Consider the following 20,185-nt stretch of genomic DNA (forward strand, 5'->3'; position numbering starts at 1 on the left):
CTGAAAAATCTGAGTTCGGCTTAGGCCGGACAAGGAACAACCATAATCAACATTACAAAGAGAATAGTCATGGGAAAAAAAATCACGACAGTTGGAATAATCGGTTTCAACGTAATGGGAGCTGCCATTGGTTTGAACGCTGCGAGTTCGGGTTACAAGGTGATCTACAAAGAACTCAATGATGAATTGGTAAGCGCAATGTATGACCGTTGGGTAACCAAGGCATTGGCCAAGAGAGTAGAAAGGGGCAAATTGAGTCAGGAGGATGTTGATCTTATCTCTGGCCGTATTACTGGAACTGCCGATTTTAATGAACTGGCGGATTGCGACCTTGTAATCGAGGCCGCCGTCGAAAAAATGGACCTGAAAATTGAAATATTCAAGCAATTGAGTGATGTCTGCCGTCAGGATACCATACTTGCTTCTAATACGTCGACTTTCCTGATCGAGAAGCTGATGGAGAAGGTGGACAATCCAGGTAGAACTGCAGGGTTGCACTACTTTTTCCCGGCAAATGTCAATCGACTGGTTGAAGTAATTCGTCAGAAAAATACCAGCGATGAGACGTACGAGGCACTCATGGAATTTTCCGAGAGAAACAAAAAGGTACCAATCTCTGTCAGTGATTTTCCAGGGTTTGCCATTAACCCGGTTTTTATTTCAAGTTACATGGTTCTCTGTTCACTCCTTGGTGATAAGTACAATAGCGCTACACTCGACCAGGTATCTCAATCAGCCCTTGGAGTTAAATACGGTATTATCTGGGTATTGAATGGTTCGGGGCTTGGCACTGCCTATCACGCTGCTGCATCAATGAACGAATACCTGGCAGGAACAGATGTAGGTTTTCCAAAGACTCCGGCTCCGCTCAAGGAACAATTTGAGAGCGGTAACCCGTTTGATCTTGAGACTCCCGCATCAGATGATCCCAAGCTGCTGAAAGCAGCTGAGGAAGAACTCCTCGGTTCTGTTTTCTGTATCGCCACCCACCTGATTGAAAAACGTGTTGTTTCTAAAAAGGATCTCGAGCTTGGTGTTCGTACCGCACTTGCCTGGCCTAAAGGCCCATTCACTATGATGAACGAGTTGGGGATGGAAGAAGCGGCGAGGCTCGTTCAACTAAATGTTGAGAAAGGAAATTTCAAAATGCCGGCCACCTTCGCTAAAGGGGTCCCTGAGCCTTGGCAGATCTGACATGCGCGTGAAGTATGACAGTGGCTCGCGACGGCACAGAGCATCTTGGATTAATAAAGATATATACAAGGAGACAGGACAATGAGTAGTGCAACTACAGTTGGGGTGGTAGGTGCCGGGAACATGGGATCCGGTATTGCCCAAAAGCTCGCCATGGAGGGTGTACAAGTCATACTCGCTGATGTTGATATGGTATTTGTCGAGCGTGGAAAATCAACGATCAGCAGAATTCTGCAGGAGGGAGTTGAACGCAGACTACTCAGTGACGAGCAGATGCAAAATGCCCTGAACAGAATAGCAGGTACCGCCAACCTTGGAGATCTCAAAGATGCGGATATGGTCATCGAGGCGATTTATGAAGATGAAAAGGTAAAGACTGAACTATTTACCAAGCTTGATGCAATATGCTCTGATAAGACCATCCTTGCAACCAACACCTCGAGTTTTTATGTCAGGCAGTTCGCCGAGGCAACTTCAAGACCGGATCGTTTTGTCGGTATGCACTACTTTTTCCATCCAGCAAAGAACCGGCTGTTGGAAGTTATCCCTCATGAGGGTACAAGTCCTGAAACAATAAAAAAATCTCTTGAAATTGGCAGGCTTCACGGGAAGACAACCATCTGTGTGAAGGACGCCTCCGGATTTTGTGTCAACCGGTTCTTTTCCCCTCTGCTCACCGAGTCGGTCCAGATTCTCGATGCGGGGATTGCAGACATTCCAACCATTGAAGCAGCGGCAAAAGCCGCCTTTAAAATAGGGATGGGTCCGTTTGAGTTGATGAACGTGACAGGAATCCCGATCTCGGTTCATGCTTCGGCGACGTTTGGCCGGGAGCTCGGATCAATGTACGGCACCCCAGAATCATTGCCGATAAAGATGGAGCAGAAAGACTTGTATGACCTGGAAGGTACGCCGGATGAGAGCAAATTTGAAATCGTACAGGACAGGTTGTACGGAGCTTGTCTTGGTGCCGCAGCCGCTTTGGTCAGCGAAGGGGTTGCCTCTGTGGAGGACACAGATCGTGGAGCCAAAATAGGATTACGGTGGAGACAGGGACCGTTTGAAATCATGAACCGGCTGACCATCGCAAAGAGTTGCGAACTGGTCGAGGCAATGACGAAAATTTATCCCGATTTTACCATGCCTGAGATCCTGTTGAAACAGCGTGAAACCGGCAAGCCATTCAGTTTCCAGTATGTCGATTATGAGGTGGATGACGGTATCGCTTTCATTACGATCAATCGTCCGGAAGCCATGAATGCCCTCAATGAAGTCACAGTCAACCAGCTTGACGAAAAATTTGCCTTGGCGGAAGGTGACGACGGCGTCAAGGCTATAGTTCTGCGCGGGGCAGGTAAGGCCTTTGTCGCAGGAGCCGATATTCGCTATTTCATCAATAACATAAAGAAAAAGCAGCTCGACAAGACTGAGTCCTTCACCCGGGCAGGACACGAACTGTTCCTGCGTATTGAAAACTCGGAAAAGATAACAGTTGCAGTCCTCGATGGTCTCTCATTAGGCGGCGGCAGCGAGCTGGCCCTCGCTTGCCAGGCGATTGTCGCAACCCCCAGTGGTTCCATGGGTTTTCCCGAAACTGCTATTGGCATATTCCCCGGTTTGGGAGGTATGATACGCAGCGCCCGTCATATCGGTACCGAACTGGCGAAATATTACGTTTTTTCCGGACGTCCGATCAGCGCTCAAGACGCTTATGATCTCGGTATTGTGACCAGACTGGTCGCACCCGAAAAATTAGACAGCACTCTTCGGGAGCTCTGTAATGGCGAGAAGCTGGATAAGTATCACTCCAGAGAGATTCCAGAACGTTTTGCTGATTTTGCTACCTTGGGCAGCCAGGAAAATATCGCCAAATTGCTTTCAGGTGAAAAACCTGTCGGGGTTCCTGAGCAATTGGCTGAAAAGACACTCAAGTCCATCTCTCGTAAAGCGCCTATCGCCTTGAAGCTGGCTGACGAGTTGATCAACGCACAGCAGAAGGTAACCATTCCTGAGGCGATAGAGCTGGAGCTTAAAGAACTGCACCATATTTTCTCTACCGAAGATGCCCTTACGGGCCTTACCTCTGCAGGACGCGGAATTCCGCAGTACCAGGGGAAATAAACAACCAATATCAACCTATATAAAAACACCACGGAGGATTTTACCATGCTACAACACGCATACATTCCATACAAAGGGTACTTCAGCAGTCCTTTTTCAAAATGGCAGGGTACTCTTTCCAACGACAACTCGATAGTACTCGGTGCAGAAACAGCCAAGCGCTGGTTTGCAGACAAAGGCATTGACGCCGGAATGTTCGATTATAACTACCATGGCATGACTGTTGTCCAGAAACAGTGCTTTTATGGTTCCACCTGGTCTGCGGCTCTGATGGGTATGCAGGTTCCCGGTATGACCGTTATGCAGGCGTGCTCAACCACAACGACCTGTGTCCAGCTTGCCGCTATGGCCGTGGAAGCCGGGACCCAGAAGATGCCATTTTGCTTTATGGCGGACCGCATGTCGAACGCTCCACACCTGATTTGGCCGAACCCGAAGGGACCGGGTGGTGAAGTCATTGCAGAAAACTGGGCAATGGATAATTTTGGTGCCGATCCTGTAACCGGCAAAGCAATGCTGGTTGCTGCAGAAAACGTCGCCAAGTTAGCCGGAGCAACAAGGGAACAGGCTGACGAACTCGTGCTTCGCCGTTACGAACAGTATCAGGATGCACTGAAAGACGGCCGCGCTTTCCAAAAGCAATACATGTATCCCGTCGAGGTGAAAATCAATAAGAGAAAGACCATCGTGTTCGAGGAGGATGAGGGCATCACTCCTGTAACCAGAGAAGGTGTCAGCGGACTGAGAAATGTACTGCCTGACGGTATTCACACCTACGCCCACCAGACACACCCGGCTGATGGAAACGCAGGGATAATCGTTACCGATAAATCCCGGGCCATGGAATTGAGCCCGGACCCCGACAAAACTATTCAGATCCTCTCCTATGGATATGCCAGGGTTGAACCGGCTCATATGCCTGCAGCGCCCGTTCCGGCTACCAAGATGGCGCTTCAAGACGCAGGTCTTAAAATCGAAGATATGAAGGTTATCAAGACCCATAACCCATTTGCAGCAAATGATCTGTACTTCGCCAAGGAATTCAATATTGATGTCAACAGCATGAACAATTACGGCTGCTCCATGATATTCGGCCATCCTCAGGCGCCCACCGTGGCACGGCTGCTCATTGAGGGTATTGAGGAGGCAGTCATGCTTGGTGGCGGGTACGTACTGATAACCGGCTGTGCTGCAGGTGATACCGGCGCATCACTGATTCTCAAGGTGAGCTAGCAATATTTTCTTATTAAACGGTCGTGTGTCCTTTGGATTCACGACCGAGAAGAATGGAGGAAGATTGTATGCGATTGGAAGAAAAACGCTGGATTTATCTGGTTGTCGGCACCATGATCAACGTTATCATCGGTCAGACATATGCCTGGTCCGTTTTTGTCAATCCCCTGGCCCAGGAGTTTGGCTGGAGCGTAGCTGATGTATCTATTGCCTTTGCAATTTTTCATTCAATTTCCTGTATACCGATTATCATAGCTGGTAAAATGCAGGATTGGGTTCAACCGAAGTTCATCATTCTGTTTGGGGCGATTATGTATGGCCTCGGTATGCTCGCAGTTGGCTTTGTGACTTCCTTGCCTCAACTCTATATAGCATATGGTGTTATGGGAGGTATTTCCATGGGAACAATCTATTCCGGCATCGTTCCCAACATGGTTCGTTTCTTTCCGGACAGGCGTGGTCTTGTCTCAGGTATACTCGCTGCAGGGGTTGGCTGCGGAGCGTTCCTCTGGGCTCCTGTAGCCGCCGTAATGATCGAGCGTTTTGAAGTTCTTCCAACGTTTAAAATGCTTGGGACGCTTTACCTCGTACTTCTCTGTATCCTCTCTCTGCTTATCCAGACCGCACCTGCCGATTTTGCTCCAGCCGGCTGGACTCCCTCTCCGGTACAACAAAAAACCATGATTATTCCGGACAAGGACTGGAAAGGCATGCTGCTCGATCCACTTTTTTACTGTCTGGCTATAGTTATTGTTATGGGTGGTATCTCCGGACTGATGATTATTGCCCATGCTTCGCCAATTCTCCAGTCCGTAGGTATGTATTCCGCGGTTGCTGCCGGAACATGGGTTGGTGTACTAGCGCTCTGTAATTCCAGTGGCAGGGCCGGATGGGGATTTATCTCAGATCTTATCGGCCGGATGCCGTCCCTGGTAATCATCTATGTCATTCTCGGTGTGGCAATGTTCTGGCTGGCTTCGAGTTCATATGCCGTGGTGGTACCTTTGCTGCTGGTCGGTATGTGCTTCGGCGGTTTTATGGGAATGCTTGCTTCGCTAACAGCAGACGCCTTCGGGCCCAAAAATCTCGCAGTAAATTTCGGCGTTATGTTCCTGCCGTTCGGGCTTGCAGCGTTTACAGGTCCTCGTCTGGCCGCTGTAATGAAAGCAGGCAGTGGGAGCTATGCACAGGCGTTTCTAATCGCAAGTGCGCTCAGTATAGTAGGCATTGTCATGGCTGTAGTTGCCAGTTACATGATAAAGAGACGTCGTATGGTTGCTGAAAACTCCGGGGATCTGGTTCTGGAGACTTCATAACAAACATCTTTTCCCTTTCCCATATGCAGGACTCAAGGGGATGAAAAATAAGGAGTACACTATGTCTGAACTCGCTAAAGGAGGCAGTTTCCTCCTTCAACACACCGATACGACAAGGGTTTTTACACCGGAAGATTTTGATGATGAGCATCGACTGGTTGCTGAAAGTATGACCAGCTTCCTTGAAGAAAATGTCTTTCCACGAATGGATGAGATAGACGCTAAAAAAGAAGGCCTCATGAAAGAACTGCTGGTTGAGGCCGGTGAATATGGTTTTCTTGGTTCAGACATACCGGAAAAGTACGATGGCACCGATACGGATGAAGTCTGTTCCACAATTATCGCCGAAAAAGTTGGAGCAGCAGGTTCTTTTGCGATCGCCCACGGTGGACATACTGGAATCGGTAATCTTCCTATTGTCTATTTTGGCAACGAAGAACAAAAATCCACATATCTTCCTTCCATAGTTACGGCCGAAAAAATTGCCGCCTACGCACTCACGGAGCCAGGTTCAGGTTCTGATGCGCTTTCTGCAAAAACCAGGGCCGTACTCAGCGAAGATGGAGGCCATTATATACTTAACGGCAGTAAGACGTTTATATCCAATGCCGGAATGGGCGATATCTTTATAGTCTACGCCAAGGTGGACGGCGATAAATTCAGCGCTTTTATTGTTGATGGTGACAGTGAAGGGCTGACGACCGGAGCCGAAGAGCATAAAATGGGACTGAAAGGGTCGTCCACCCGCAGTGTTTTTTTCGACAATGTCAAGGTTCCCGCAAAAAACCTGCTCTTCAAAGTCGGTAAAGGACATGTCGTTGCTTTCAACATTCTTAATATCGGACGGCATAAGGTGGCTGCTAATGCAGTCGGTGCCGCCAAGTATGCATTGGACCAGTCCGTGGCTTATGCGAATGAGCGAAAGCAGTTTAATTCCCCAATTTCGAATTTCGGCCTCATTAAAGAGAAAATTGCTGAAATGGCAATTCGTATTTATGCTGCTGAAAGCACGGTCTACAGGACAGCCGGCCTGCTCAACGACATGATGCACAGCCTTGACAGGACTGGTGATGACGCCGGTGCAGTTACGGCAAAAGGCATTGAAGAATATTCCCTCGAGTGTTCTCTGGAAAAAGTCTTTGCCAGTGAGGTTGAAGCGTTCGTCGTAGATGAAGGTGTCCAGATTCACGGCGGGTACGGGTTTATCGCCGAATATCCCATCGAAAGATTGTACCGTGATGCCAGGATTCGTCGAATTTTCGAGGGAACAAATGAAATTAATCGAACGATTATACCAACAACATTGCTGAGACGTTCCCAGAAAGGAGCACTGCCTCTCTTTGAGGAAGTTGGAAAGATTCTTAAAAAATCTAACGGGCAGCTTACCGTACGGGAAACTCCCAGTGATATCGTACAGGCGTGTAAGGAAGTGTTTCTGTTTGTACTAGGCCATTCCCAGGAAAAGTTTGGGAGCGATCTTATGAAGCATCAGGAGATTCTTGGTCGGCTTGCGGACATTGCCATCTATTCCTATGCAATGGAAAGCTCATGGCTGCGTGCCTGCAAGGCTGAAGCGTCTAAAGGGCGAAATGTTCAGTTGAAGACGAATATGGCAAAGGCTTTCATTCATTCCGGGATTGTTAAAGTGACGAACACAGCCATGGAGATACTTGCCCATGTTGCTGCCGGGAGTGCGCTTGAAGAACTCCAGAGTCATCTTGTGAAACTGACACAGTATACCCCTATGGACCTTATCGCAGTGCGTGAGAAGGTTGCGGGAGCGATATCCGCAGCAGGAAAATACGTGGTCTGATAGGTTCTTGTAGTGGCGAGTACCAGATTCTTGGTACTCGTTTATATATCATGGCAGAACGGGTGAAGCCTCGCTTCAGCCTTTCTGTCATAATTGAATTTTCCCACGAAAATAAATAGCTACGGAGATTTGTGACATGTTTTACGCAGAACCTGTTTACCGGCCACCCAGTGAACATGCATCTCTTCTGGTCCAGGCTACGACAGGATGCTCGTCTGCTGCTGTCGGAAGATGTCATTTTTGCAATTCTAACGTGTTTAAGAAGCGTTATACGCAAAAGAAATTCGGGGTACGTAAAACAAGCGAAATTATCGCGGATCTCAGGGAGGCAAGGAACCTTTATGGCGGGGGTGTCGAGAAAATCTTCCTCCTCGATTCAAATGCCATGGTCATGAAAACGAATGATCTCCTGGATGTCCTTAAGGCATGTAACGATTATCACCCAAAACTGACACAGATTTCCTGTTATGCCTGCTGTGAAGATATTCTCAGGAAATCAATTGATGAATTGCAGGCGCTGTATAGCAGTGGCTTGAACCTTGTTTATCTTGGCTTGGAGAGTGGGGACCAGGCGGTGCTTGATTTGATGAATAAGGGAGTATCGGTGGAAAAACAGGTTGAAGCCATATTGAAAGCAAAAAGCAGTGGAATGCGTACTTCCGTATCCGTAATTCTCGGGCTTGGAGGGCAAAAGCATTCCTCCAATCATGCTGTCAATACAGGGAAGGCATTGTCTGCCATGGCTCCAACGTATGCTGCGGCCCTGACCCTGATGGTAGTACCGGATACGATGTTGGATCATATGATTCGTGACAATCTTTTTGATCCGGTTGACAGTGCGGCTGACTTGTTGGGAGAGGCCAGGACAATACTGGATAATATCACCACCAATGAACCGGTGGTTTTTCGTGCCAATCATGCTTCGAACTATTTCGCCATAGCCGGAACCCTGCCTTATGACACGGAGAGGATGATGTCGTCAATTGAAGAAGCCATTCAAGACGCTGCTCTCCTGGGTGTCGAGGAATATCGCAGGCTTTAACCCATCTCCCAGCACCACATGGACTGGTGAGAAATCGGGTTTAGCCACAAGAAAAGCCCCGGGCAACAGCTTATGCCTGAAATTAACTCAGTTGAGGGTGACGCGATTTTTCAGGTAAGCACTGATAGCCGGCCTCATTTCGGGCAGGCTTTCTCCCTTAAGCAGGGCTGTTATCATTTCAGCAATCAACATTCCTTGTTCTTCAAGATGGATTCGCCCAAGATCATCATTGGCCAGGGCCGGACTGCCGACATATCCATCTGTGGCTCCCATCTCCCTGAAAGTTTTCTTTCCTTCTTTCATCCCCTGCTTTATATCGATGAGTACAGGCTTTAGTGTATGATAATCCAGCTTGAGAAGATCCGTGTCTTTATGAAGTATGTAGGATGTTTCGCGAACATCCCCATGCATTTCTGTTCGTATATCAAGGCCAAGATTCCTGCACTCTTCCAATTCGCTGAGTTGCATATCTGAATACAGAAGACGCCCTGCTGTTTCAACTATCCTGACATCGTTTTCCTGCTCCACCTTCTCTATAGCTTCAAGAATTGCCTTCAGGTGAACTGAGTCTAGATGATGATTTACTATGACAATATAACGAAAACCGCTCTTTGTCAGACTTTCACAGAATTCGGAGATAAGATTTTTAAAGGTATTTCCTGAAATAGGAAAGGTTCCAGGGAAATCTGCTGTAATCGGGGCGCAACCAAGGGGAATAACGGGAGCGAGAACAGCGTGGGTGTCAGGGCTGGATTGAGAGAGATAAGATACGGTTTTCCCGGCAATATCTTCAGCACCAAACACGTCTGTTCCTACAGGAAGGTGTGGGCCGTGCTCTTCGATCGGACTGACAGGTAACAAGACAACTGTACGGCTCTTATCAAGTTCATTGATTTCAATCCAGCTTAAATTGAGTAACCGATGAATGTTGGGAGAAGAGTCGTAATTGGCAGTATTTTTAGTTTTCATTTTTGAATTTCAAGATCTGTTCTCTGATATCTTCGGGTATACTGCAGGGAACAATTGGGTTTTTGGATAAATTGACCGCTACTACTGTTAATTTTACTGTAATTCGTGTCTCCCCGATACATTCTGCTTCTACACCAAGAGTAATGGAACTTGTTCCAGTGCTAATTACTTGTAATTTCCATTCCAATACATCCTCAAGGCGACTTGGCCGTTGAAAATCTACGTTCAGATTTTTTATCGGAAACCCTATTTTACGGTCGAGATTCATGGTGCCCAGTGAGATTCCCAGCCCGTCAGCAAACCAATCTTCAAAATGACGATGCAACATAAGAATGTAGTTGGGGTAGAAAACGATGCCGGCGGGGTCGCAATCCTCAAACCGAACCTTCCTGTGGTGAGTAAACATTGACATGAGAAATCCGGGCTAAACGTTAAGCAATTAAAATCACTTTTGATACGAGTAAAAGGTGGATATGTATATTAGGTACATATGTATTATCGTAATTTGTGTTTTTTGTGTTATTATATCTTGTTATATGTATATCATGTTTAGTGGTAAACACACCGTGTATTGTATAATGCGATTACAATGTAGTCATAATTGAGCTGTATTTCCAGGTGTTTCTGTAAAATTATTTGGTATCTCCTTATTAGATATCCGAAAATTGATCTTGCAACAATAAAGAGGAGTCTAGGTTAAGTCGTTTTCTCATTGAATGTGAAGACCACTTCTTATTTGCCTCATTCATCTGTGTGTCCGGTAAATTTAATAAATTCTTCTTTAATAGTCTGTTTCGCATTATCCAGACCAGATATCCACGTCTTTCGTTGATGCCATGACGCTATAGACCAAAAATCTGCTCACACTATTTGACTGTATCCTTTATGGAGCAGTTGCTGGCCTTCCGAACGATTGTGGTGCCGGTTGTTGTAACCCTGAGAAACGTTATACTTTTGCTGGGTAACGATTTGATCATTTGCACGATAAAAGGTCGCAATCCTCTATTTGGCTAGTGGGAAAAGGTCGGGTCTTGCTTGAGAAGGTCAAAAATTCGCTGTTCGGCCTGTGGCTGACTCAGGCCGTCAATTCCAAACGGTCTGGGGGCGTTGTCCGCACTGAAATATCAGGATGAGGTGAGAAGGGTAAGCCGGGCTCCTTCGGGCTTACCCTTAAACGGCGCGAAGGGACCGTCCCGGCAGGTGAATCAGGTCGGGTTGCAATGTGCCCTGATCTACCCCTTTATGAGGTGCTGCCCAAAGGGGCGCAGATTTCCTTCGTCCAGGGCGGCGGTTACATTTTAAAAGAGCGAAGCAATAAACGAAGAGGCCTCTTCATCGTCGAGACGATCGACAAACTTGAAGTTCAGCTCGGAACGGCTGCCGTAAAAAAACGATTTCCTGAACTGTTCAAACGTTTCCCTACAGAAGGTCTCTTCGCTTATAACTGTTTTTTACATGTTGCGACGGTATTGTCCGCCTACTTTATAAAGAGAATCGCAGATCTGTCCAAGACTGCAGCTCTTTACCGTATCGAGCAGTTCTGCAAAAATATTACCGCCGCTCAACGCAACTTCCCTGAGTCTTGCAAGGGCCTGTTCCGACTCTTGCTCATGGGCCTTGTGGAACCGATCGAGCCTCGCGATCTGTTCGTCCTTGTCCTCCTTGGTAGCCCTGGCCAGCTGCAGAGTGGCGGTCTGCTTGGAAAAGTCGGTGTCGGGGTTGCGGAAGGTGTTTACCCCTATTATCGGATATTCTCCGGAATGCTTGAGGTGCTCATAGTACATCGACTCTTCCTGGATCTTGGAGCGCTGATATCCGGTTTCCATGGCACCCAGGACCCCGCCGCGATCATTTAATTTGTCAAATTCAGCGAGTACCGCTTCTTCCACCAGGTCGGTCAGTTCCTCCACCACGAAACTCCCCTGGTTCGGGTTTTCGGATTTAGCCAACCCCCATTCCCTGTTGATTATCATCTGGATCGCCAGCGCTCTCCTGACCGATTCACTGCTGGGAGTGGTGATCGCCTCGTCATAGGCGTTGGTGTGCAGGCTGTTGCAGTTGTCGTAGATGGCACAGAGCGCCTGGAGCGTGGTTCTGATGTCGTTGAACTGAATATCCTGACTGTGCAGGGACCGACCTGAGGTCTGGATATGGTACTTGAGACGCTGGGATGAAGTCGAGGCCCCGTATTTTTCCTTCATGGCGACCGCCCAGATTCTTCGGGCCACCCTGCCGATGACGGTGTACTCGGGATCCATTCCGTTGGAGAAAAAGAACGACAGGTTGGGAGCGATCTGGTCGATGTCCATCCCCCGCGACAGGTAATATTCCACATAGGTGAAGCCGTTTGAGAGGGTAAGGGCCAGCTGGGTGATCGGATTGGCCCCGGCTTCAGCGATATGGTATCCGGACACGGAGACGGAGTAGAAATTCTTTACCTGGTTGGCGATGAAATACTCCTGGATATCACCCATCATCTTCAGGGCGAATTCGATGGAAAAAATGCAGGTATTCTGTCCCTGATCCTCCTTGAGAATGTCGGCCTGAACGGTTCCCCTGACGCTAGTCAGTACCTGCTTTTTAATACCTTTATACTCATCTTCGGTGGGCTGCCGGTCGTTTTCCTCGACAAAATGGTCGATCTGCTGGTCGATTGCGGTATTCATGAACATGGCGAGGATGATCGGCGCGGGTCCGTTGATCGTCATGGATACCGAGGTGGTGGGGGAGCAGAGTTCAAAACCGTCATACAGCAGCTTGACGTCGTCAAGCGAGCAGATCGATACCCCCGAGGTGCCTACCTTGCCGTAAATATCGGGCCTTATCGCCGGATCCCAGCCGTACAGGGTCACGGAATCGAATGCGGTCGAGAGCCGTTTCGCCTCATAATTGCCGGAAAGAAGTTTGAACCGGGCGTTGGTCTGGGCGGGTCCTCCCTCGCCGGCAAACATCCTGGTCGGGTCCTCCCCGGTACGTTTGAGCGGGAAAACGCCGCCGGTATAAGGAAAGTACCCGGGCAGGTTTTCCCGGCGCATCCATGAATAGATATCAGCAGGGTCGGTAAATCTGGGCAGGCTCAGTTTCGGAATCTTTAAGTGGGAGAGGGACGTGGTGTAGAGCGGGACACGGATCTCCTTGTTCCGCACCGAATAGACATATTCGTCTCCTGCGTAGGCGTCTTTCATTTTCTGCCACTGAGTCAGCAGTTCCTCCGTCTCCCTGGCAACGTTCTGTTTGGCGCTGCTGCTCTCATTTTTTAGAACCTCAAGGGCGGTGTCGTATTGCAGTTCTTCTTTTTCCGACAGTATTCTGGCGCTTTCTGACAAATGGGTGTAGGCGCGGAGCGCTTTGGCCTGTTTCTCGGTCGCACCGTGATATTTCCTGATAGATGAACTTATCTCGGAGAGATAGCGCAACCGGTCCGAGGGGATGACGATTGATCTTGAAGAAGGAGTTTTCTTGCTCGGCCGCGCCAGTTTCGGCTCCAGCTTGAGTGGTGTCTTGTCGGCCAGCTGGTCGATTATCCCATGATAGAGCGAGGTGACGCCGTCATCGTTGAACTTGGACGCAATGGTGCCGTAGACCGGCATCTCCTCAAGGGGGGTTGCAAATTGTTTACGGTTGCGCTGGACCTGTTTGCGGATGTCTCTGAAGGCGTCCTCGCTGCCCTTTTTCTCAAATTTGTTCACCACAATGAGGTCGGCGTAATCGAGCATGTCGATCTTTTCAAGTTGGGAAGGCGCGCCGAACTCACTTGTCATTACGTATATCGAGATGTCTGCAATATCGGTTATCTTGGAGTCTCCCTGGCCGATCCCTGCGGTTTCGGCGATGATCAGGTCAAATCCCGCACCTTTGGCAACCTGTATCGCTTCGGGCAGGGCTTCGGAAACCTCGGTCGCCGAGCTCTGGGTCGCGAGACTGCGCATATAGATGTTGTCCGAGCCTGAGATCGAATTCATCCTGATGCGGTCACCCAGCAGGGCGCCGCCCGTTTTTCTCCTGGTCGGATCACAGCTGATTATCGCGATCTTGATATCCTTGATGTCGAGCAAAAACCTGACAATGATCTCATCGGTAAGAGACGATTTTCCCGCTCCGCCTGTTCCGGTGATGCCGATGACCGGACAGTTGTGTTTTTCCACCAGCGGCTCAAGGGACGAGAGCAGTTCGGCAAGCTTGGCGTTATCGGATGTTTTGGCCTGCTGCACGGCGCTTATAAAGCCGCCAATGGTTTTCGGGCTGGTCACCGCAAGCTCGCCCGGATTGAGCGAATGAAAAGGGAGGGTCGAAAAATCAAGTTGCTCGATCATGTGGTTGATCATCCCCTGCAGCCCCATGCTTGCGCCGTCTTCCGGTGAATAAATTTTGGTGACTCCATAGGCTTCAAGCTCTTTGATCTCGTCGGCGACAATAACGCCGCCACCACCACCGAATACCTTGATGTGGGACGCATTTTTTTCCTTCAAAAGGTCGATCATGTATTTGAACGCCTCTACATGACCGCCCTGGTAGCTCGACATGGCGATCCCCTGGGCATCTTCTTCTATGGCGGTGTCGACCAGTTCCTGGACAGACCTGTTATGGGCAAGATGAATGACTTCTACCCCGGAATCCTGCAGTATGCGCCGCATGATGTTGGTGGAGGCGTCATGTCCGTCAAAAAGAGATGTGGCCGTGATTACGCGAACAACGTTTTTGGGTTTATAAATTTCGACATCCTCGTGCATGGTCTTACTCCTCCTGTCAAACAAAAGGCGGCCGCTTTTTTAAACTTGCTCTGCCGGCCTCCCGGGGTTGTATTGATTTGCCCTGTCTGGGAATAATCCTGAAAAAAAGTTATCTTCCTCTACCGTGCAAAAAACTCATGATGAATGCGGTCTGTTGCCTGGTGTATTCATCAAGGGTGAAATTTTTTGAAAAATACCAGCGTCTAAACGACCAGGTATGTCCAATTACTGAGATATTGTGGCCGATCAGGTTGATAATATGGCTGTCAAGTTCCGGGAGCTTGCCGTCTCTTATCAGCGTGTGCATGGCCTCTACGAACAGATTGGTAATCCTCAGTTCACCTTCGAGCACCTTCTGCTGCCATTTGGCGGGCAAAAACTGCGTCACCTGATACAGCAGCAGGATATGGTCGCTCATCCGGTCGCAAACCAGAAAGAACGCTCTTATGACATCCGCCAGGGGCTCCCTCTCTGTTTTCGATCTGGACAGCGCCTCCATCACCCCTTTTTCAACTTCCAGATGAATGGCGTTGCAGACGAGGAAGAGCACGTCTTCCTTTGATGAGACATACTCGTAGAGAGAGCCTATGGACAAACCTGTCTCTTTGGCCAGTGCCCTGGTCGTGGTTTTATGGTAGCCGTGACGGACGAGAAGCTTGACGGCGGCATCAACTATCTGGCCGCGGCGCTTGTTAACGAGTTCCCGGTTCTTTATCTGGGTTACAACTTCCTGGGAAGCTGATGTTATTGGTCTCATCATCAGTTGGTTGGCTACCGCAAATTTGTTTGACGATGGTTGTCGGCGAAAAGATTAGTCAGGTGCCACCAACCACCGCAAAACCTGTCCTGGATTCAGCGTATCGCTACTTTTAACCTGAAGGTTTCTGCATCAACCCGCACCAGGTGCGGGCTGGTTGCATTGATAACCTGACAAAGTCGCGGGATTTGGCAGTTACCTGGTAATGGAACTGCCGATCACCATCCTCTGTACTTCGCTTGTCCCTTCATAAATTTCGGTTATCTTGGCATCGCGCATCATGCGCTCGACTGGAAAGTCGCGGGTGTATCCGTATCCACCCAGGACCTGAACCGCCTGGGTTGTCACCTTCATTGCTGTCTCACTGGCCATCAGCTTGGCCATTGCCGATGCCTGGGAGTAGGATTTTCCATTGCTTGCCAGGTAAGCCGCCTGGTAGACCAGGAGCCTGGACGCCTGTATCTGGGTAGCCATGTCGGCAAGCTGGAACTGGATACCCTGGAAATTTGCTATCGGAGTATCGAACTGTTTGCGCTCCTTGGCATATTCGACCGCAGCTTCGTAGGCGCCCTGGGCGATGCCCAGCGCCTGTGAGGCTATTCCTATCCGGCCGCCATCAAGGGTCTTCATGGCAACCTTGAACCCTTCTCCTTCGTTTCCGAGGAGATTGGCCTCCGGGACGGCGCAGTTCTCAAAGATAAGCTCAACGGTCGGTGAGCTCCTGATGCCAAGTTTTTCCTCTTTTTTGCCAAAGGAAAATCCAGGGGTGCCCTTTTCCACGATAAAGGCGCTGATGCCGTGATGTTTTTGCGCCTCCTTGTCCGTTCTGGCAAAAACCACGTAAGTGTCCGCATCACCGGCGTTGGTGATAAAAATCTTGGTACCGTTGATAATCCAGGAGCCGTTTTCCTTTCTTGCAGTGGTCTTGGTACCGCCGGCATCGGTACCGGCGGAAGGTTCGGTGAGGCCGAAAGCGCCCAGTTTCTCGCCTGCTGCAAGCGGGGTCAGGTATTTCTGTTTCTGTTCCTCGGTACCGAACAGGTAGATGGGATTGGCGCATAAGGACAGATGGGCGGAAAGGGTTACCCCTGTCGACGCGCACACTCTTGAAAGTTCCTCGACGGCGATTGCGTAGCTCAGATAATCGGCTCCGGCACCACCGTATTTTTCGGGAAAAACAATACCGGTCAGACCCAGCTCCCCAAGTCGGTCGAACATCAGGGGCCTGTCAAAACGTTCTTCTTCATCGCGAATCTTGGCTGTCGGAGCAATTTCTTCTTCAGCGAATTCTCGAACCATCTCTTTAATGAGATTCTGTTCCTCAGTCAGTTCAAAAATCATTTCTTTCTCCAGAAAAGCTATATTATTCTCGTGTTTGCTCTGACCGCCGGAATCTCTCTTTCGATTGTCATCGGCGCCAAAATTCCGGACCGGGTCAATTGGCCGGCAAGGGGATAAAAGAACTCCCCCTGCCGGGTTATGGATCGATTACTGTTTCTTCTTGGAGCTCAGTTCAGGAAAATCCCAGTAGAAGTATTCCTGGCGCTCGCCGCCGTCACCCTTGGCCTTTCTGTCTATTTCCTGTTGCCGCAGTTCCACCCGGCGGATTTTGCCGGACAAGGTCTTGGGGACCTCCGGTACGAATTCAATGATCCGCGGGATCTTGAATTTGGCAAGGATGTCGATGGTATGCTGGAATAACTCTTTTGCCAGATCCGGTGACGGCTCCACCCCATGTTTTAAGATGACAAAGGCTTTTACCAGCTGGTGCCTCTTTTCGTCGGGTACGCCGACGATCGCCGATTCGGCGACGGCGTCATGTTCGAGCAGGGCGCTTTCGACCTCAAACGGGCCGATACGAAAATCCGAAGACTTGATGACATCATCGCTTCTTCCTACAAACCACCAGTACCCGTCTTCATCGCGGGACGCCCGGTCGCCGGTGTAGTAATAATTGTCAACAAAAACACCCGCCATCTTTTCGGGGTTGCCGATATATTCGGTAAACAGCCCTATGGCACGCCATTTATCAAGCTTAACTACGATATGACCGGGCTCGTCGGCGACGGTAATTTCCTTGCCGTCGTCGTCAACAAGGGCGACGTCATACAGGAAGGAAGGCTGGCCGAAGGAGCCGGAGCGCATCTTGCCATTCATCCAGGGATGGTTGCCGATCATTGCTGTGGATTCGGTCTGGCCGTAAAAATCCCTGATCTCGGTTCCGGTCAACTCCCTCCACCTGGAAATGACTTCGGGGTTGAGAGGTTCGCCGGCACCTATAGACTGGCGCAGCGCGGAGAAGTCGAACTTGGAGGTGTCAAGGTTGATGAACATTCTCCAGGCGGTGGGGGGCGCACAGAAGGTAGAGATCTTGTGGGTGGTTATCTGGGTGAGATATTTATCTCCGTCAAGCACCTTGAAATTGAATCCGGAAGCGGTGGCGCCGACGTTGAGAGGCGCGAAAAAACTTGACCAGGCCCACTTGGCCCAGCCGGGCGCGCCCAGGTTGTGATGGATGTCGTCGGTCCTTATGCCGGTCATGACGGAAGTGGACAGATGGCCGAGCGGGTAGGAGGTGGCGGTATGTCCGACCCTCTTGGGAAGCCCCGTGGTACCTGAGGTGAAAAAGCAGAAAAGCAGATCGTCCGACCTGGTTTTTGCCGCCTCGGCTTCCACCGATTCACCCGAGAGGTCGTCGTAGCTTGTCCAGCCCTCTTTGTCCCCGAGGACAATCTTGATCTTCGGTGCAACGTTTTTTGCCTGAAGCGCTTCGTCTATTATGTCGGTGTAGATGGCGTCGGCAACGATAGAATCGGGCGGGTAGGTTTCAAACCGGAATTCAAGCTCTCTCACAGTCATGGTGGTAGCGGTCGGCACCGCAACGAGACCACCCTTGACGCAGGCAAGGCTGGCGAACCAGGTCTCCGGAACGATGGGCACCATCATGTACATGTTGTCACCCTTGGCCACATTCTTGTTTCTCAGACTATTGAGACATTGATTGGCCCGGAAGCAGAATTCCTGATAGGTGAACGATTTGCTCTCACCTGTTTCCGTATCCGCCCAGACAAGAGCGGTTTTGTCAGCTCTTTCTTTGACGTGAAGTCCCTCAAAAATTTCTTCTGCCCAATTGAAGTGTTCAGGAAGCTCCATGAAGTTGAGTTTCTCGAAAAAAGCTTTGGCTGCGTCTTTTTTGCGATCATCATCTGCCATCATGTTGATGTCCATAACTTCCCGATACAGATTTTGCATGCTCATGAGTGACTCCTTACGGTTCAGATTTGAAAGTGATTTCAAGCGGTGCTTCCTTGCTCAGCCCTGATTGTCTGTGAACTTTGCCAGTTTAAAGTCAAAAAATTGGTAGGAAATCAAGGCTGACCATCCACGCAAAACAATAAAACTGAGCGCTCGATCGGTTGATGATTAAATAAGATAATAAATATTTATGTTTGTCAAAGGATTTTTTAAAATCGGCTGAAGAAATGTCGGGGTATGGGGCTGCGGCCACAGCCGTTATATTCATATAAGTGTTTAATATTGTATCGTTTGAAGGTATATATTGCTATGAAAGAAGCTTTGCTCTCTCCACAATGGCGGATAAATGGCCGGGGGGCGATGGGCAAAATTCAAGTTGGTTAAGGCGGTTAAAAGTTATTGACAAAAGCAGTATGCTGAGTAACCATAGAGGGTGTGATTGAGCGCTTGGTCGGTTTTTGACGGATGTGAATAACACCTTGAAATGGTGACGATAAATGTCACCGGACCGCAACAGGCCCATGCGACGTCATTTCGAATCTACCAGAAATCTCAAAACAGCGAGGATACTCATGAAAACAGCAGTAATAGTCAGTGGGGTGCGAACACCTTTTGGAAGTTTCGGCGGCACCTTGAGCAAGATCGGAGCGACCGATCTCGGAGCCCTGGTTATCGATGAAGCGATCAGCAGGGCAGGTATCGGCAAAAATGACGTTGATGAATGTATCATGGGAATGGTGCTGCCATGCGGGTATGGCCAGAATCCGGCAAAACAAGCGGCAATAAAGGCTGATCTTCCTCAGGATGTGGGGGCGGTCACGGTCAACAAGGTGTGCGGTTCCGGACTGAAATCGGTGATGCTGGCGGCCCAGGCAATTCAGTGTGGCGATGCCGAGGTTGTCGTAGCCGGGGGGATGGAGTCGATGAGCAGTGCTCCCTATTATATGGAAAAGGCCAGGTGGGGGCACAGGATGGGCCCTGGAAAAATAGAGGACCATATGGTACACGACGGATTGTGGGATGTCGTCAACGATTTCCATATGGGAATGGCCAACGAATATATTTGCGAAAAGTGGAATGTAACAAGAGAGCAACAGGACAGTTTCGCTGAAAACTCGTATCAGAAGGCTCTTGCTGCAATTGGTGGAGGGACGTTCAGGGATGAAATTGTACCCGTGAAGGTTCCCGGCAGAAAAGGGGAACAGAAAATTTTTGACACCGACGAATGCGCTCAGCCCACCTCCTATGAGAGCCTTTCAAAGATGCGTCCTGCTTTTAAAAAGGATGGCGTCGGCACGGCGGGAAATGCCTCGATAATCAGTGACGGTGCCGGGGCGGTAGTGGTGATGAGCGAGGAGAGGGCCAGGGAGCTCGGGTGCCGGATCATGGCCAGGATAGGCGCCCAGGCATCGGCCGGTATCGATCTGAAATATGTGTTGATGGCACCCATTCATGCAATTCCCAAAGTATTACAGAAAGAGGGCGCGACCCTGGCTGATGTCGACCTGTTTGAGATAAACGAGGCGTTCAGCGGTACCTCCGTAGCCATCAACAAGGTCCTTGAACTTGACACTTCCCTGGTAAATGTCAACGGCGGCGCGGTAGCGCTCGGTCACCCCATCGGAGCCAGCGGCACCCGGCTATTGGTATCGATTCTTTACGAAATGGAACGAAGAGATGCAAAAAAAGGGCTGGTTACCCTCTGCCTCGGCGGCGGGGAAGCTGTTGCCATGATAGTGAACAGATAAAGTAAAA

General features: G+C 49.5%; 13 protein-coding genes. 7 read left to right on the forward strand and 6 right to left on the reverse strand.

The window, feature by feature from the left end; genetic code table 11:
- Positions 1 to 69: 69 nt before the first annotated feature.
- From BLQ17_RS07515 to BLQ17_RS07540, 6 genes are all read left to right on the forward strand, one after another.
- Entirely contained in the window at positions 70 to 1,194 is a 1,125-nt protein-coding gene (locus BLQ17_RS07515) for a 3-hydroxyacyl-CoA dehydrogenase family protein (protein ID WP_092221435.1), read from the forward strand.
- 81 nt (positions 1,195 to 1,275) lie between these two features.
- Positions 1,276 to 3,315 (forward strand): 3-hydroxyacyl-CoA dehydrogenase/enoyl-CoA hydratase family protein, encoded by a 2,040-nt coding sequence (locus tag BLQ17_RS07520; RefSeq protein WP_092221437.1) that lies wholly within the window; start codon positions 1,276 to 1,278, stop codon positions 3,313 to 3,315.
- Positions 3,316 to 3,360: 45 nt separating this feature from the next.
- Complete coding sequence (locus BLQ17_RS07525) at positions 3,361 to 4,548, forward strand: thiolase family protein (protein ID WP_092221439.1); 1,188 nt, start codon at positions 3,361 to 3,363, stop codon at positions 4,546 to 4,548.
- Between the two features lie 68 nt (positions 4,549 to 4,616).
- Entirely contained in the window at positions 4,617 to 5,864 is a 1,248-nt protein-coding gene (locus tag BLQ17_RS07530) for an L-lactate MFS transporter (RefSeq protein ID WP_176761128.1), read from the forward strand.
- Between the two features lie 61 nt (positions 5,865 to 5,925).
- Positions 5,926 to 7,677 (forward strand): acyl-CoA dehydrogenase family protein, encoded by a 1,752-nt coding sequence (locus BLQ17_RS07535; RefSeq protein ID WP_092221443.1) that lies wholly within the window; start codon positions 5,926 to 5,928, stop codon positions 7,675 to 7,677.
- A gap of 136 nt (positions 7,678 to 7,813) precedes the next feature.
- On the forward strand, positions 7,814 to 8,719 hold the full coding sequence (locus BLQ17_RS07540) for a radical SAM protein (RefSeq protein WP_092221444.1): 906 nt from the start codon (positions 7,814 to 7,816) through the stop codon (positions 8,717 to 8,719).
- Positions 8,720 to 8,806: 87 nt separating this feature from the next.
- Here BLQ17_RS07540 and BLQ17_RS07545 read toward each other — a convergent pair whose 3' ends face one another.
- The 6 genes from BLQ17_RS07545 to BLQ17_RS07570 form a co-directional block, all read right to left on the reverse strand.
- Positions 8,807 to 9,688, reverse strand: a complete 882-nt coding sequence (locus BLQ17_RS07545; protein WP_092221446.1) for a creatininase family protein — start codon at positions 9,686 to 9,688, stop codon at positions 8,807 to 8,809.
- The gene (locus BLQ17_RS07550; protein WP_092221448.1) at positions 9,678 to 10,100 is read right to left on the reverse strand and encodes an acyl-CoA thioesterase; all 423 of its coding nucleotides are present in this window, start codon (positions 10,098 to 10,100) and stop codon (positions 9,678 to 9,680) included. Before BLQ17_RS07550 ends, BLQ17_RS07545 begins: the two co-directional genes overlap by 11 nt.
- A 1,039-nt stretch (positions 10,101 to 11,139) precedes the next feature.
- Entirely contained in the window at positions 11,140 to 14,418 is a 3,279-nt protein-coding gene (gene icmF, locus BLQ17_RS07555; RefSeq protein ID WP_092221450.1) for a fused isobutyryl-CoA mutase/GTPase IcmF, read from the reverse strand.
- Positions 14,419 to 14,527: 109 nt separating this feature from the next.
- Positions 14,528 to 15,178, reverse strand: a complete 651-nt coding sequence (locus tag BLQ17_RS07560; protein ID WP_281180510.1) for a TetR/AcrR family transcriptional regulator — start codon at positions 15,176 to 15,178, stop codon at positions 14,528 to 14,530.
- A gap of 192 nt (positions 15,179 to 15,370) precedes the next feature.
- On the reverse strand, positions 15,371 to 16,516 hold the full coding sequence (locus BLQ17_RS07565; RefSeq protein WP_092221452.1) for an acyl-CoA dehydrogenase: 1,146 nt from the start codon (positions 16,514 to 16,516) through the stop codon (positions 15,371 to 15,373).
- A 147-nt stretch (positions 16,517 to 16,663) separates the two neighbouring features.
- Complete coding sequence (locus tag BLQ17_RS07570; RefSeq protein ID WP_092221454.1) at positions 16,664 to 18,433, reverse strand: acetate--CoA ligase; 1,770 nt, start codon at positions 18,431 to 18,433, stop codon at positions 16,664 to 16,666.
- 569 nt (positions 18,434 to 19,002) lie between these two features.
- Here BLQ17_RS07570 and BLQ17_RS07575 point away from each other — a divergent pair.
- Positions 19,003 to 20,178 (forward strand): acetyl-CoA C-acetyltransferase, encoded by a 1,176-nt coding sequence (locus BLQ17_RS07575; protein WP_092221542.1) that lies wholly within the window; start codon positions 19,003 to 19,005, stop codon positions 20,176 to 20,178.
- Positions 20,179 to 20,185: the final 7 nt, after the last annotated feature.

The organism is Desulforhopalus singaporensis, assembly GCF_900104445.1.
GTDB classification, from domain to species: Bacteria; Desulfobacterota; Desulfobulbia; order Desulfobulbales; family Desulfocapsaceae; genus Desulforhopalus_A; species Desulforhopalus_A singaporensis.